This is a genomic window from Paraburkholderia phymatum, from assembly GCF_038900715.1.
GTDB lineage: Bacteria > Pseudomonadota > Gammaproteobacteria > Burkholderiales > Burkholderiaceae > Paraburkholderia > Paraburkholderia phymatum_A.
This window is the reverse complement of sequence record NZ_JAYMRZ010000011.1, coordinates 266,069-280,116: the sequence shown is the minus strand read 5'-3', so window position 1 is coordinate 280,116 and position 14,048 is coordinate 266,069. Positions and strand designations below refer to the sequence as shown.

14 protein-coding genes are annotated in these 14,048 nt (G+C 64.2%); 8 read left to right on the top strand and 6 right to left on the bottom strand.

Annotation, left to right across the window (positions count from 1 at the left end; translation table 11 throughout):
- Positions 1 to 49: 49 nt before the first annotated feature.
- Complete coding sequence (nodI, locus tag VSR68_RS21595) at positions 50 to 964, bottom strand: nodulation factor ABC transporter ATP-binding protein NodI (protein ID WP_342941771.1); 915 nt, start codon at positions 962 to 964, stop codon at positions 50 to 52.
- 261 nt (positions 965 to 1,225) lie between these two features.
- Here nodI and VSR68_RS21590 point away from each other — a divergent pair, with 261 nt between their 5' ends.
- The gene (locus VSR68_RS21590; protein WP_090862032.1) at positions 1,226 to 1,690 is read left to right on the top strand and encodes a universal stress protein; all 465 of its coding nucleotides are present in this window, start codon (positions 1,226 to 1,228) and stop codon (positions 1,688 to 1,690) included.
- 39 nt (positions 1,691 to 1,729) lie between these two features.
- Here VSR68_RS21590 and VSR68_RS21585 read toward each other — a convergent pair whose 3' ends face one another.
- The 3 genes from VSR68_RS21585 to lexA form a co-directional block, all read right to left on the bottom strand.
- Positions 1,730 to 2,389 carry a DUF2939 domain-containing protein gene (locus VSR68_RS21585; protein ID WP_342941770.1) on the bottom strand — a complete coding sequence of 220 codons (660 nt, stop codon included), beginning with the start codon at positions 2,387 to 2,389 and terminating at the stop codon, positions 1,730 to 1,732.
- A 203-nt stretch (positions 2,390 to 2,592) separates the two neighbouring features.
- A complete protein-coding gene (locus VSR68_RS21580) occupies positions 2,593 to 2,949 on the bottom strand; it encodes a hypothetical protein (RefSeq protein WP_342941769.1) in 357 nt (118 codons plus the stop codon).
- A gap of 27 nt (positions 2,950 to 2,976) precedes the next feature.
- Positions 2,977 to 3,627: a transcriptional repressor LexA gene (lexA, locus tag VSR68_RS21575; RefSeq protein WP_342941768.1), complete on the bottom strand. Its 651-nt coding sequence runs from the start codon at positions 3,625 to 3,627 to the stop codon at positions 2,977 to 2,979.
- 353 nt (positions 3,628 to 3,980) lie between these two features.
- Here lexA and VSR68_RS21570 point away from each other — a divergent pair, with 353 nt between their 5' ends.
- The 7 genes from VSR68_RS21570 to VSR68_RS21540 all read left to right on the top strand — a co-directional run bounded on the left by VSR68_RS21570 (position 3,981) and on the right by VSR68_RS21540 (position 11,914).
- Positions 3,981 to 5,072, top strand: coding sequence for a sulfate ABC transporter substrate-binding protein (locus tag VSR68_RS21570; protein ID WP_342941767.1), 1,092 nt, complete (start codon positions 3,981 to 3,983; stop codon positions 5,070 to 5,072).
- Positions 5,073 to 5,229: 157 nt separating this feature from the next.
- Positions 5,230 to 6,132 (top strand): sulfate ABC transporter permease subunit CysT, encoded by a 903-nt coding sequence (gene cysT, locus VSR68_RS21565; protein WP_342941766.1) that lies wholly within the window; start codon positions 5,230 to 5,232, stop codon positions 6,130 to 6,132.
- Positions 6,129 to 7,097, top strand: coding sequence for a sulfate ABC transporter permease subunit CysW (cysW, locus tag VSR68_RS21560; RefSeq protein ID WP_342941765.1), 969 nt, complete (start codon positions 6,129 to 6,131; stop codon positions 7,095 to 7,097). The genes cysT and cysW overlap by 4 nt, the downstream gene beginning before the upstream one ends.
- Positions 7,098 to 7,112: 15 nt before the next feature.
- Complete coding sequence (locus VSR68_RS21555) at positions 7,113 to 8,171, top strand: sulfate ABC transporter ATP-binding protein (protein WP_342941764.1); 1,059 nt, start codon at positions 7,113 to 7,115, stop codon at positions 8,169 to 8,171.
- A 67-nt stretch (positions 8,172 to 8,238) separates the two neighbouring features.
- On the top strand, positions 8,239 to 9,165 hold the full coding sequence (locus VSR68_RS21550) for a CysB family HTH-type transcriptional regulator (RefSeq protein WP_342941763.1): 927 nt from the start codon (positions 8,239 to 8,241) through the stop codon (positions 9,163 to 9,165).
- A 78-nt stretch (positions 9,166 to 9,243) separates the two neighbouring features.
- The gene (locus VSR68_RS21545; RefSeq protein WP_428983548.1) at positions 9,244 to 10,311 is read left to right on the top strand and encodes an asparaginase; all 1,068 of its coding nucleotides are present in this window, start codon (positions 9,244 to 9,246) and stop codon (positions 10,309 to 10,311) included.
- Positions 10,312 to 10,651: 340 nt separating this feature from the next.
- Entirely contained in the window at positions 10,652 to 11,914 is a 1,263-nt protein-coding gene (locus VSR68_RS21540; protein ID WP_342941761.1) for a PQQ-dependent sugar dehydrogenase, read from the top strand.
- Positions 11,915 to 12,212: 298 nt separating this feature from the next.
- Here the strand turns inward: VSR68_RS21540 and VSR68_RS21535 are convergent, their stop codons facing one another.
- Together VSR68_RS21535 and hyi are read right to left on the bottom strand one after the other, a co-directional pair.
- A complete protein-coding gene (locus VSR68_RS21535; RefSeq protein WP_342941760.1) occupies positions 12,213 to 13,121 on the bottom strand; it encodes a 2-hydroxy-3-oxopropionate reductase in 909 nt (302 codons plus the stop codon).
- Positions 13,122 to 13,225: 104 nt separating this feature from the next.
- Complete coding sequence (gene hyi, locus VSR68_RS21530; RefSeq protein WP_342941759.1) at positions 13,226 to 14,026, bottom strand: hydroxypyruvate isomerase; 801 nt, start codon at positions 14,024 to 14,026, stop codon at positions 13,226 to 13,228.
- Between the last annotated feature and the right edge of the window lie 22 nt (positions 14,027 to 14,048).

The window sequence follows — 14,048 nt, the reverse complement described above, 5'->3', positions numbered from 1 at the left end:
GTCGTGGTGTCGCTTGCCTATGCGTTACGTTGCGATTGCGCCGTGACCGTCAGTCCTGCATCTCGCGGCCGGTGAGCCGCAGAAACACGTCTTCGAGATTCGCCGGCCGGTGCAGATAACGCAGCCCCGCGCGCTGCTTCAGCCGCGCATGAACCGGCTGCGGATCGTCGACATAGCAGAAGAGCGTCTCGCCGCTGATTTCCGTGCGCACCGAGAAAGGCGCGAGTTCATCGCGCAGCGCGACGGGATCGGGGCCGTACACCTCGATCACGTCGCAGCCTATTTCGGAAGCAATCAACTCGTTCGGCGCGCCTTCGGCGATCTTGCGTCCTTCCTCGATCACGCATAGCCGGTGACACAGACGCTCCGCTTCCTCCATGAAGTGCGTAGTGAGCAGGATCGTCTTGCCGCGTCCGAGCAGCGAGCGCAGCCGCTCCCAGATCAGATGACGCGCTTGCGGATCGAGGCCCGTGGTCGGCTCGTCCATGATGAGCACATCGGGATCGTTGATCAGCGCACGAGCGAGCGTGAGACGCCGCTTCATGCCGCCCGACAGTTCGCTGACACGCGCATCCGCCTTGCTCTCCAGCCGCGCGAATTCGAGCAGCGACGGCACCATCTCGCGGCACTTCGCGGCGGACAGACCGAAGTAGCGGCCGAAGACCAGCAGGTTTTCGCGGACCGTGAAGTCTGGATCGAGATTGTCGAATTGCGGCACGACGCCGACGCGTGCGCGCGCGAAACGCGAGCGGCCTGGAATCGGTTCGCCGCACAGCCGGATCGTGCCGGCGTCGGGCGCGGCGATGCCGAGCAGCATGCGCAGCGTCGTCGTCTTGCCTGCGCCGTTCGGACCCAGCAGTCCGAAACATTCGCCGGCGCGCACGTGAAACGACAAGCCGTCGACGACAGCCTTGCCGCCATAGCGCTTCTCGACGCGGTAAAACTCGATTGCAGCTTCAGACATACGAAGACGAATGCTCCATGAGTGTGCGCGACGGCTGCGGCGTGGTGCAAAGCGCAAGCCGGCTGCTTATTTTAGGGCATCGGGCTCGGCGCGTTTGGCGCGGCGACACGCATCGCTGGCGGCTCGTTGCGCGATCTTGCGATGCGTCATGCCCGACTGCGCGCTGCCGCGCACTTAGCGTTTTCCATCCCTTGCATGTCGAATTGCGGCGCACCATGATGCAAGAGAGACCGCGATGGTCGCGGAAGGGGGGAAGCGAAAATGGCGAGCTACAAGAAGATTCTGCTGTGCTATGACGGCTCGCGCGAAGGCCGCAAGGCGCTGCGTTGCGGCGCGGATCTGGCGCTCGATCTGCAGGCGGAAACGCATCTGCTGTCGGTCGTCGATATGCGATCGAGCATTGCGCAAAGCGCAGGCCTGCTGACGGATGTCGCTTGCGGCAGTTTCGAAAAGACGGCACGCGAGATATTGCAGGAAGGCGTCGATTGGCTCACACAGCGCGGCGTGCGGGCGACGGGGCATTTCGCGTTTGGTCATCCTATCGATGAAATCGCGTCGCTCGCCGACGAATTGCATGTCGATCTCGTCGTCGTCGGGCATCGTTGCCGCACGGGGTTGTCGCGCTGGTGGATGGGCGCGGGCAACACGCCGCTGCTCGATCGCGTGTCGTGCAGCATTCTCGTCGCGTGCTCGTCGCCCGCCGAAGAGGCGCAAGCGGCAGCCTGACGCGCCGCCTGCGGTTCGGCTCGGTTGAATGGATGCGCGTCAGCCGTTCAGGTCGACGGCTGACAGCTTCCAGTTGACGAGCCCCTGGCGACGGAAGATCGCGGAATAGCGCGTATCACCGACGCCATGCCGATACGTCACAACGAACTCGTTGATGCCACGATAGCCCGCCGTGGTTTCCGGCGGTTGAGGCGGGGGCGCGCCGTTGGCCGCGCTGTTGCTCGTGCTGTTGGCTGCGTTCGAGCCCGGCGCGGGATGCTGCGCTGAATTGTCAGGCGGCACGGCGGACGGCGCAGCAGGCGGCGGCGGTGGGTGCTCGCCCGGTTCGCCGCGCGGCGGCATGCCGTTGAGCAATGCCGCGACGCCATCGGGTGTCGCATACGCATCGACGAGCGGACCAATCAACGCTACACCGATCATCGCGCCGATCGCGGCAAGCGGATTGCCGTTGTGCTGCACGTCGAGCCGGCGCGTGAGCAGTCCCGTCACCTGCAGCTTCAGGCTTTCACGCAGCGACGGATAATCGACGTACTCGTTGACCGTTTCGACATCGCGCGCATCGGCGGCGCGTTTGAGCCGGTCGAGCGCGATATACGGCGACGCATAAGCGAAGCCCAACGCGGCGGCGATGACGATCACGATCAGCGTGATCAGCAGCGGCCGGCTTACCCGGCCTTTCATGCGTACCAGACCTGCCATTGCGCGGGACTCTCCGTTTTCAGTGTCGATCTGATGTGGACCCGATCGACGTCAAAACGATCCCGCAAAGTTGAACGCCCGAACGTGTGCTCTGCGGCTTTAACTACGCGCAGCGCTTGCGTGGCGAATGACGTTTCGACGAAGTTCGCGATGTTCACGCGTGAGCGAACGACTTCGCGACGACGGCAACGTCACTGCGCGCATCAAGCCGCTTGCCTCGCCAGACGATTGTCTTCCTCGGCAATCGCGTGATCGATCATCCGGCACACGGCTTCCATCGTGCCGACCATGATCGTGCGCGACGGACCGTGATAGACCCGCACCGGCGCGCGCCGCGCGGGCTCTGCATTGAGCGCGGAGTTCAGCGACACGCGCGCGAACGCCGGTTGTGCGGACGGCAGCGGCTGAGGTTCTTCATCGAACAGCGATGCCGTGCGGCCCTTGATGCTGGATGCAGCATTCGACGCCAGCGTGACGAGCGGCTCGCAAGGGACGAGGCTGCGCAGATGACGCAGACGGCCGAACTGGCGAAAAGGCAGCAAGCGGGCAAGACGGTCCATGAGTCTCTCCAGACGGTGTTCAGATAATTAGAATTCCGTCGGCCGGATCAGCCCGACCGCGATGCCTTCCAGCGCGAACTCCGCGCTGCCGGCCTGAACAAAAATATTTTCGTAATCGGGGTTCTCGGCGATCAGTTCGATGCCGTTCGGACGGCGCTTCAGGCGCTTCACGGTTACGTCGTCGCCCAGCCGCGCGACGATGATCTGGCCGTCTTTCGCTTCGCTCTTTTTCTGCACCGCGAGCAGGTCGCCGTCGAAGATGCCGGCGTCGCGCATCGACAGGCCGCGCACTTTCAGCAGGTAGTCGGGCTTGCTCGAGAAGAGCGCCGGGTCGCAGGTGTAAGTCTGCGAGATATGTTCTTGCGCGAGGATCGGGCTGCCCGCTGCGACACGGCCGATCAGCGGCAGTGACAACTGCATGATGCTCGCGTGCGGCAGCGTGAACTGATGGGGCGAGTCGTCCGGGCCCGCGATGAGCCGGATGCCGCGCGACGCGCCTGCCGCCAGTTCGATCACGCCTTTGCGCGCCAATGCCCTCAGATGCTCTTCCGCCGAGTTGGCAGAGCTGAAGCCGAGTTCCGCCGCGATTTCGGCGCGCGTGGGCGGGAAGCCCGTGCGCTCGATGGCGCGGCGGATCAGATCGAAAACCTGCTGCTGTCGTGCGGTGAGTTTGGTCATGGCGCCACTGTATGGATAGACAGGTGACTGTATTTTTATACAGTATTCGGCGCATTTCAAGCTTTACTTTAAGTTCGTCGCGGCGGGTGACGTGCAAGCGTCGAAAACCGGCGTTGCGACAGCGCACCTCGCGTCGCGGCGAACGGCAAGCGGTTCTTTACCACGTTTGCATATTAAAAAATGAAGAAACATTATTTTTAATGATGAAAGCCCTTCGATAGACTGGCCTCCACTGATGCAACAGCAGCGCAGAAGCCGCGCCAAAGCCGCTTCCAGCTTGCGAAGCAGCGAATTTCGGCAGGCAGCGGAAGCGCCGGACGAGCGGAATCAAACCAACGAGACGGAGAAGGTCGATGGGCAATCGGAATACGGGGTTCGCGGATGCGGTGACGACAGTGAAGGCGCCGCGCGCGACGCCGCGCGTGGCGAAACGCGGCGGCGCGAAGCGGTTGATCGCGGCGCTCGCGCTGGGCGTGGCGTCGGCGGTCGGCATGATCTCGCAGGCGCAGGCCGATACGGCGCTGCTGAACGTGTCCTACGACCCGACCCGCGAGCTGTATCAGGACGTCAACCTGGCGTTCGGCAAGGAATGGAAGGCGAAGACGGGCGAGTCGGTCACGTTCAAGCAGTCGCACGGCGGCTCGGGCGCGCAGGCGCGCTCGGTGCTCGACGGCCTGCAGGCGGACGTCGTCACGCTGGCGCTCGCCTATGACATCGACGCGCTCGCCACGAAGGGCATCGTCGACAGGAACTGGCAGAAGCGCCTGCCCGACAACGCGTCGCCGTACACATCGACGATCGTGTTCCTCGTGCGCAAGGGCAACCCGAAGCACATCAAGGACTGGGACGATCTCGTGAAGCCGGGCGTGTCGATCGTGACACCGAATCCGAAGACTTCGGGCGGCGCGCGCTGGAACTATCTGGCCGCGTGGGCATATGCGGCGCATCAGCCGGGCGGCAATGACCAGAAGGCGAAGGAGTTCATCACGAAGCTGTACAGGAATGCCGGCGTGCTCGATTCCGGCGCGCGCGGCGCGACGACGAGCTTCGTGCAGCGCGGCATCGGCGATGTGCTGATCGCCTGGGAAAACGAAGCGTTCCTGTCGGTCAAGGAATTCGGCACGGACAAGTTCGAGATCGTGGTGCCGTCGGCGAGCATTCTGGCCGAGCCGCCCGTGGCCGTAGTCGACAAGGTGGTCGACAAGCACGGCACGCGCAAGCTCGCCGAAGCGTATCTGAACTTCCTGTACAGCGACGAAGGCCAGGAAATTGCCGCGAAGAACTTCTATCGTCCCCGCTCGAACAAGGTGCCCGCCGCGCTGACCGCGAAGTTTCCGAAGCTGAAGCTGTACACGGTCGACGACTCGTTCGGCGGCTGGGCGAATGCGCAGAAGACGCACTTTGCCGACGGCGGCGTGTTCGATTCGATTTACCAGCCGCAATGACGTAGCGAAGCTGCGATGTTGGAACGGCGCGCGTCCGCAAGGCGCGCTTCCGCGAGGCGCGCTTTCTGCCGCTTCCGGCGATAAACGAGAAGCACATATGCAGGCGAGGCATGGACCATCCACGCGCCGCGACGCATGACCTTGAAGGGCATTGAGCATGACGACGTTTAACTTGCGCAAGCCGAGCGCGATTCCCGGCTTTGGCGTGACGCTCGGTATCACGGTGGCGTATCTGAGCCTCGTGGTGCTGATTCCGCTGGCGGCCACTTTCCTCAAGACGGCGACGCTCGACTGGAGCCAGTTCGTGCGCGCCGTCACGTCGCCGCGCGTGCTCGCGTCGTACCGGCTGACGTTTTTCGCGGCGCTCGGCGGCGCGCTGATCAATGCGATGTTCGGTTTTCTCGTCGCGTGGGTGCTGGTGCGCTACCGCTTTCCGCTCAAGCGGATCGTCGATGCCATCGTGGATCTGCCGTTCGCGCTGCCGACCTCCGTCGCCGGCATTTCGCTCGCGGCGATCTATTCGGGCAACGGCTGGATCGGCCAGTTTCTCGAACCGCTCGGCATCAAGATCGCGTTCACGCCCGCTGGCGTGCTCGTCGCGCTGACGTTCATCGGCTTGCCGTTCGTCGTGCGCACCGTGCAGCCCGTGCTCGAAGAGTTCGAGCGCGAGCAGGAAGAGGCGGCTGCGTGCCTGGGCGCATCGCGCTGGCTGACGTTCCGGCGCGTCGTGTTGCCCGCCGTGTTTCCCGCGCTGCTGACGGGCTTCGCGCTGGCGTTCGCGCGCGCGCTCGGCGAATACGGCTCGGTGATCTTCATCGCGGGCAACGTGCCGATGAAATCGGAGATCACGTCGCTGCTGATCATCACGAAGCTCGAGCAATACGACTATGCAGGCGCGACGGCGCTCGCCGTCGTGATGCTGGTGGTGTCGTTCGTGATGCTGCTGTTGATCAACACGCTGCAATGGTATTTGCAGCGGCGCACGAGCCGCGCGCGCACGGCGCCTTCCGTGGCGGGCGCTGCGACGCATGCGGCCGTGCTGACGGGAGGTGCGCAATGAGCCGGAATTCAGCGGTGATGTCGCGCGCGGCCGTGGGCAATGCGAGTGCCGCGCGCCGTCCCGATCCCGTGACGGAGCCGCGCGCCGTGCGATGGATACTGACGGGGATCGCGCTGCTGTTTCTCGCGCTCTTTCTCGTGCTGCCGCTCGTCGCCGTGTTCTATCAGGCGCTCGCCAAAGGCGTCGGGTTCTACTTCGAATCGCTCGCCGATCCCGATGCCGTGTCCGCGATCAAGCTCACGCTGCTGACGGCCGCGATCGCCGTGCCGCTCAATCTCGCGTTCGGTCTCGCGGCGTCGTGGTGCATCGCGAAGTTCGAGTTTCGCGGCAAGGCGCTCTTGACCACGCTGATCGATTTGCCGTTCTCGGTGTCGCCCGTGATCTCCGGTTTGATCTATGTGCTGATGTTCGGCGCGCAGGGCTGGTTCGGCCCGTGGCTCGCGAATCACGACGTGCAGATCATTTTCGCGGTGCCGGGCATCGTGCTCGCGACGATCTTCGTGACGTTCCCGTTCGTCGCGCGCGAGCTGATTCCGTTGATGCAGGCGCAAGGCAACGACGAAGAAGAGGCCGCGCATGTGCTCGGCGCATCGGGCTGGCAGATGTTCCGGCGCGTCACGCTGCCGAACGTCAAATGGGGCCTGCTGTATGGCGTGATCCTGTGCAACGCGCGGGCGATGGGCGAGTTCGGCGCGGTGTCGGTGGTGTCGGGCCACATTCGCGGGCAGACGGACACGATGCCGCTGCACGTCGAGATTCTCTACAACGAATACAACTTTTCGGCGGCGTTCGCCGTGGCGTCGCTGCTCGCGTTGCTCGCGCTCGTGACGCTCGGACTCAAGCTGCTCGCCGAGCGTCATCTGTCGGCGGAACTGTCGGGCGCGCGCGACGTGCCCGCGCATGCCGGTCCCGTTCAGTCCTCCGGCGCGGCGCCGCACGCGCGGGCCGCACATTCGGTTCAGTAAGGAGAGTGGTCGAAGATGGGCATCACCGTACGCAATCTGCAAAAGCGCTTTGGCGACTTCACCGCGCTCGACAACGTCTCGCTCGACTTTCCGCCGGGCGAACTCGTCGCGCTGCTCGGCCCGTCCGGTTGTGGCAAGACCACGCTGCTGCGCGTGATCGCGGGCCTCGAATACGCGGACGCGGGCGAGGTCCTGCTGCAAGGCCAGGACGTCGCGGAAGTGGGCGCGCGTGAGCGCAACGTCGGCTTCGTGTTCCAGCACTACGCGCTGTTCCGCCATATGACCGTCTTCGAGAACGTCGCATTCGGCCTGCGCGTGAAGCCGCGCAACGAGCGTCCTTCGGAAGCCGCGATTCGCGAGAAGGTGCACGAGCTGCTGAAGCTCGTGCAGCTCGACTGGCTCGCGCAACGCTATCCGTCGGAGCTGTCGGGCGGACAGCGGCAGCGGATCGCACTGGCGCGCGCGCTCGCCGTCGAGCCGAAAGTGCTGTTGCTCGACGAACCGTTCGGCGCGCTCGATGCAAAGGTGCGCAAGGAGCTGCGCAGCTGGCTGCGGCGCCTGCACGACGATCTGCATATCTCGACGATCTTCGTCACGCATGACCAGGAAGAAGCGCTCGAAGTCGCGGACCGCATCGTCGTGCTGAATCACGGACATGTCGAGCAGGTCGGCAGCCCGCAAGACGTGTACGATCATCCGCAAACGTCGTTCGTCTACGAGTTTCTCGGCGCGGCAAACCGGCTGCATGGGAGCGTCGACGGCAAGGGTTTCGTCGCCGATGGCGCCGCGCAGCCGATCGCAATCGACGCGCATTTCGAGGGCCCGGCCTTCGCGTATGTGCGTCCGCACGATCTCGTGCTGTATCCGCAATCGGCGGGGCATCGCGAAGGCATCGTCGTCGGCGTGCGGCGCGTGGTGACGCTGGGCGGCTCGGTGCGTGTCGAGCTCGAAGCGCGCGAAGGCCATGTGCTCGAAGCGGAACTCGATCGCGAGGCATGGCGCGGCCTGCAACTGGCCGTCGGCGATGGCGCGACGGCCGTGCCGCGCGCGCTGCGCGTGTTTCCCGCGCAGTGATTTGCGTGTTTGTTTCCCATGATGCAGCTAACAACAAATTGACTCTGGCCGAACCGGAGACTTCAACATGAATTTCCAGCAATTGCGTTTCGTGCGCGAAGCCGTGCGGCAGAACATGAACCTGACGGAAGTGGCGAACGTGCTGTACACGTCGCAGTCGGGCGTATCGAAGCAGATCAAGGATCTCGAAGACGAACTCGGCGTCGACATCTTCATCCGGCGCGGCAAGCGCCTGACGGGTCTCACGGAGCCCGGCAAGGCCGTGCATCAGCTGATCGAGCGGATGCTGCTCGATGCGGAGAACCTGCGCCGCGTTGCGCGTCAATACGCGGATCAGGACAACGGCCATCTCGTCGTCGCGACGACGCACACGCAGGCACGCTACGCGCTGCCGAAAGTGGTGCGCCAGTTCACCGAGGTCTATCCGAAGGTGCATCTCGCGCTGCGCCAGGGCAGTCCGCAGCAGATCGCGCAGATGATCATCAACGGCGAAGCGGACATCGGCATTTCGACGGAAGCGCTCGACCGTTATCCGGACATCCTCACGTTCCCGTGCTATTCGTGGCATCACATCGTGGTCGTGCCGAAGGATCACCCGCTCGTGGGCCGTGAGAACCTGACGCTCGAAGAGATCGCGGAGTACCCGATCGTCACGTATGACCAGGACTTCACGGGCCGCTCGCACATCGACCAGGCGTTCGCGAAGGCGGGCGCGCTGCCCGACGTCGTGCTGACGGCCATCGACGCCGACGTGATCAAGACCTACGTCGAGCTCGGCATGGGCATCGGCATCGTCGCGGCGATGGCGTTCGATCCGAAGCGCGACACGGAGCTCGTCGCGCTCGATACGCAGCATCTGTTCGAAGCGAGCACGACGCGTGTCGGCTTGCGCAAGGGCGCGTTTCTGCGCGGCTACGCGTACCGGCTGATCGAGATGTTCGCGCCGCAACTGCACGAAGCGGACATCGCGAGCCAGTTGCGCGAAGCGGCATGAGCGTTGTAAGCGGCACAAGCGTGAAATAAGCGCGGCGTAAGCCTCGCGAGCGTTGCGCGAAGGCTCGCGTTTTCATCGATGGCGGCGGCGAGCGCATCGCTTACAATCGCCGCCATGAATACTTCCACGACTACCTCTACATCGTCCGCGCTGCCGCGCATCGCCGTGCTCGCCACGGGCGGCACGATCGCGGGCGCCGCGCCCGATGCGACCAATACGTCGGGCTATCAGGCGGGCGTCGTCGGCGTCGCGCAACTGCTTGCGGCCGTGCCGTCGCTGGCGACGGTGGCGAACGTGCAGGCCGAGCAGGTCGCGAGCGTCGACAGCAAGGACATGGCGCTCGCGCTGTGGACGAAGCTCGCGCAGCGCGTCGACGAACTGCTGGCCTCCGCCGAGATCGACGGCGTCGTCATCACGCACGGCACCGACACGCTCGAAGAAACCGCGTACCTGCTGCACCTCGCGGTGAAGAGCGACAAGCCCGTCGTGCTGACGGCCGCGATGCGGCCGTCGTCGGCGCTGTCGGCCGATGGTCCGCTGAATCTGCTCAACGCGGTGACGGTCGCGGGCAGCGCGCATGCCAAAGGGCAGGGCGTGCTCGTCGCGTTCAACAACCGCATCCATAGCGCGCGCGATGTCGTGAAGACGAGCACCTATGCCGTCGATGCGTTTCACTCGCCCGAAATCGGCGCGCTCGGCTGGGTGCAGGACGGACGCGTCGAGTTCCAGCGTACCGTCGTGCGGCCGCATACGACGGCGACGCCTTTCGCGATCGCATCGATCGGCGCGCAATGGCCCGCCGTCGAAATCGTGGCGAGCTATGCGGGCGCGTCGCGCATCGCGGTCGATGCGCTCGTCGCAGCAGGCGTGAAGGGCATCGTCGTGGCGGGCACGGGCAACGGCTCGATCCATGCGACTTTGCAGACGGCGCTCGCCGAGGCCGCGGCAAAGGGCGTGGCGATCGTGCGCTCGTCGCGCGTCGGCTCGGGGCACGTGATGCGCAACGGCGCCGCGTCCGACGATGCGCTCGGCTTCGTGACGGCAGGCGCGCTCAATCCATATAAGGCGCGCGTGCTGCTGATGCTCGCGCTGTCGGCGGGACACGCGATGCCGGCTGCATTACAACGAGTGTTCGATACCTACTGAGCCGTCGCGTACGAAGGCCGCCGGCTATATCGCCGTCGCTTTCCATAAGCCTTGGCGCGTTCATTCTTTGCATGCGCCGCGATCTCGGCGACATCAACGCCTTCGCGTGCGCTTTCCCTTCATGTTCCCGCAAGCTACGTAGTCTGCATCGACGATGACTTTCGTCACGTCGATGCAGGCCGCCATTCGTTCCTGCGCTTGCTGCAACATCGTCTATAACAATCAATAGCCAGACGATTGAGGCACGCAGACCTTCATCACCTGAAACGCCCGAAACGTTCATGTCTTTCCAGTAGTTGCAATTCCAACAAACTGCATCACGATAAGTGGAGACATCACGATGAACGCAATTCCGAGGCTTCTGCCGCTCGCCGTCAGCGCGGCGCTCGCGGTCCTGCCCGTTGCGCAGGCGGCTCAGGACAACGTTCAGGCGTTGTCGAACTTCAAGACGACGGGCAATACCAAGCCGGCCGAAGTCGTGCCTCAGACAGGCCCGCGCGCCGAAGCGCTGCGCGAGAACCTGAAGGCGATCAAGCTGCCGCCGGGCTTCAAGATCGAGCTGTATGCCGTCGTGCCCGAGGCGCGCGCGATGGCGATCGAGCCGTCGACGGGCGTGGTCTTCGTCGGTACGTACAAGGATCATGTGTGGCAGGTGACGGACCGCACGAAGCGGCGCGTTGCCGACGATGTCGTGCAGTTCGCCAGTTCCGTGAACTTCAAGGTGCCCAACGGCGTGTGCTTCTCGGCAGACGGCGTGCTGTACATCGTCGAACAGAACCGCGTGCTGGGATTTCCCGCCGCGCAATTCTTCGGCGAACGCGGGCCCGACGTCGCGGCCGCCGTCGTCGTGCCGCAGGGCAAGCTGATTCCGACGCAGTTCGAAAGCTTCAACCACGGCGCGCGCTACTGCCGCGTCGGCCCGGACAAGAAGCTGTATATCGCGCTGGGCCAGCCGTGGAACGTGCCGCCCAAGGACAAGCTCGCCGAGCTCGACAGGAACGGTCTGGCAGGCATCATTCGCATAGATCAGAACGGCAAGAACCGCGAGGTCTATGCGCATGGCGTGCGCAATTCGGTGGGCCTCGATTTCAACCCTAAAGACAAGACGCTCTGGTTCACCGACAACCAGGTGGACGGCATGGGCGACGACACGCCGCCTGGCGAACTCAATCACGCGACGAAGGAAGGCGAGAACTTCGGCTTTCCCTGGTACGGCGGTGGCAAGGTGCGCACGGAAGAGTACAGGAAGGACACGCCGCCCGCAGGCGTCGTGTTCCCCGTCGTCGAATACGCGGCGCATGCGGCCGACCTCGGCATGACGTTCTATACGGCCAAGATGTTCCCGACGAAGTACCAGGGCGGCATCTTCGACGCCGAGCACGGTTCATGGAACCGCACGAAACCGGTCGGCGCGCGCATCATGTTCACGCCTGTCAAGGATGACGGCAGCGTCGGCGAGACGGAGGTGTTTGCGGAAGGCTGGCTCACGCCGAACGGCGAGTACATGGGGCGTCCCGTCGACGTGCAGCAGTTGCAGGACGGTTCGCTGCTCGTATCCGACGATTACGCGGGCGCGATCTATCGGATCTCGTACGCGAAGTAATTGCGTTGCCGGCCGCGGCCACTGACAGGCATCTCATGCCGGCAACAACCGGCTCGACAACTAGCTAGACAATCCGACAGCAGGACACCCGACGATGACGTCTGACCGACCAAGGCTTCCCCGGCATCGCCGGGTGCCGCTGCGGACCCCACTTGCCGCCCTCAGCCCAGAGCGGCTTGATTTGCCCGATCCGATGCGTGCCGCGCGCCGGACCGGGCGCCCCACCAGTGCGCTGCCGTGAACATCGACACGGCAGCTTGCGTTGCTTGCTTCTACTCGGTAAAGAAGGCCCCGAAACTCAGGCCGCTTTCTGATCGGCAGAGGGTGCCTGCGCGACTTCGAAGTTCGCCATGATTTCGAGCGCGCGGACCATCGCCGAGTGATCCCATGCCTTGCCGCCGTTCGCCGCGCACACGCTGAAGAGCTGCTGCGCGCTCGCCGTGTGCGGCAACGCGATGCCCAGCTTGCGCGCGCCGTCGAGTGCGAGGTTCAGGTCCTTCTGGTGCAGCTCGATGCGGAAGCCCGGATTGAACGTGCGCTTCGTCATGCGCTCGCCGTGCACTTCGAGAATGCGCGACGACGCGAAGCCGCCCATCAGTGCCTTGCGCACGCGCTCCGGATCGGCGCCCGAACGCGCGGCAAACAGCAGCGCTTCCGCGACGGCTTCGATGTTCAGCGCGACGATGATCTGGTTCGCGACCTTGCAGGTCTGGCCCGCGCCGTTGTCGCCGATCAGCGAGACGTTCTTGCCCATCAGGTCGAAGAGCGGCTTGGCCAGATCGAAGGCCTTTTGCGGGCCGCCGACCATGATCGTCAGCGTCGCATCGCGCGCGCCGATTTCGCCGCCGGAAACGGGCGCATCCAGATAGTCGCAGCCCAGTTCGTTGATCTTCTTCGCGAACGCCTGCGTGTCGAGCGGGGAGATCGAGCTCATGTCGATCACGAGCTTGCCCTTCGACAGGCCCTTCGCGACACCGTCATCGGCGAACAGCACGTTCGCGACGTCGGGCGTGTCGGGCACCATGACCACGACGATGTCTGCGGCCTGCGCGACAGCCGTCGAATCGGCGACGACCGTGGTCGTTTTGGCGAGATCTTCCGGCACCGGGTACGCGCCGTTGACGAACAGCGAATGGCCGCCCTTGATGAGGTTGCGCGCCATGTGCGAGCCCATGATGCCGAGGCCGATGAATCCGATCTTTGCCATTGAATAAGTCTCCAGAAATGAGGTTCGAAAAATGTGCTCGTGTGCTGACGTTGCCGGGCCGCGACTTCAGGCCGCGATGTCAGCCGCGACTTCAGGCCGCGATCTCAGGCGGACGCATGCGCGCGCTTCACGCCCGCGACGCTTTCCAGCCAGCCGAGGCCTTCCGTGGTCGTCGTGCGCGGCTTGTACTCGCAGCCGACGTAGCCCTGATAGTCGAGCGAATCGAGCAGATCGAACAGGAACCGATAGTTGATTTCGCCCGTGCCCGGCTCGTTGCGGCCCGGGTTGTCGGCGAGCTGGATGTGGGCGATCCGCGCGAAGTGCTTCTTGATCGTCGCGGCGAGTTCACCTTCCATCCGTTGCATGTGATAGATGTCGTATTGCAGGAACAGATTGTCGGAGCCGACGGCGTCGATCACGTCGAGCGTTTGCGCCGAGCGGTTCAGCGCGAAGCCCGGAATGTCGTACGAGTTGCACGGCTCGACGAGCAGCCTGATGCCTTCCTTCTTGAGCTCGGCAGCGGCGAAGCGCAGGTTGTCGACGATCGTCGCGCGCGCCTTGTCGCCGTCGATGCCCTTCGGAATGCCGACGAGGCAGTTGAGTTGCGGCACCTTCAGCGCTTTCGCGTATTCGATCGCGCGGCCCACGCCTTCCTGGAACTCGCCGATGCGGTCCGGCAGCGAAGCGATGCCACGCTCGCCCGCTTCCCAGTTGCCTGCGGGCAGGTTGTGCAGCACGAGCTTCAGCTTGTTCCGCTCGAGACGCTCCGACAGTTCGTTGATCTGATACGGGTAGGGGAACAGAAATTCGACAGCGTCGAAGCCCGCCTCCGCGGCCGCGGCAAAGCGGTCGAGGAACGGCACTTCGTTGAACAGCATCGTGAGATTGGCGGCAAATTTCGGCATGTTGCTTTTTCTCTCTGGTCGG

Coding starts and splice junctions, on each gene's coding strand:
- hyi (WP_342941759.1), bottom strand. CDS start 14,026: ATGCCGAAATTTGCCGCCAATCTCACGATGCTGTTCAACGAAGTGCCG.
- cysT (WP_342941766.1), top strand. CDS start 5,230: ATGACGACGTTTAACTTGCGCAAGCCGAGCGCGATTCCCGGCTTTGGC.
- lexA (WP_342941768.1), bottom strand. CDS start 3,627: ATGACCAAACTCACCGCACGACAGCAGCAGGTTTTCGATCTGATCCGC.
- VSR68_RS21545 (WP_428983548.1), top strand. CDS start 9,244: ATGGCGGCGGCGAGCGCATCGCTTACAATCGCCGCCATGAATACTTCC.
- cysW (WP_342941765.1), top strand. CDS start 6,129: ATGAGCCGGAATTCAGCGGTGATGTCGCGCGCGGCCGTGGGCAATGCG.
- VSR68_RS21555 (WP_342941764.1), top strand. CDS start 7,113: ATGGGCATCACCGTACGCAATCTGCAAAAGCGCTTTGGCGACTTCACC.
- VSR68_RS21535 (WP_342941760.1), bottom strand. CDS start 13,121: ATGGCAAAGATCGGATTCATCGGCCTCGGCATCATGGGCTCGCACATG.
- VSR68_RS21585 (WP_342941770.1), bottom strand. CDS start 2,389: ATGGCAGGTCTGGTACGCATGAAAGGCCGGGTAAGCCGGCCGCTGCTG.
- nodI (WP_342941771.1), bottom strand. CDS start 964: ATGTCTGAAGCTGCAATCGAGTTTTACCGCGTCGAGAAGCGCTATGGC.
- VSR68_RS21550 (WP_342941763.1), top strand. CDS start 8,239: ATGAATTTCCAGCAATTGCGTTTCGTGCGCGAAGCCGTGCGGCAGAAC.
- VSR68_RS21580 (WP_342941769.1), bottom strand. CDS start 2,949: ATGGACCGTCTTGCCCGCTTGCTGCCTTTTCGCCAGTTCGGCCGTCTG.
- VSR68_RS21570 (WP_342941767.1), top strand. CDS start 3,981: ATGGGCAATCGGAATACGGGGTTCGCGGATGCGGTGACGACAGTGAAG.
- VSR68_RS21590 (WP_090862032.1), top strand. CDS start 1,226: ATGGCGAGCTACAAGAAGATTCTGCTGTGCTATGACGGCTCGCGCGAA.
- VSR68_RS21540 (WP_342941761.1), top strand. CDS start 10,652: ATGAACGCAATTCCGAGGCTTCTGCCGCTCGCCGTCAGCGCGGCGCTC.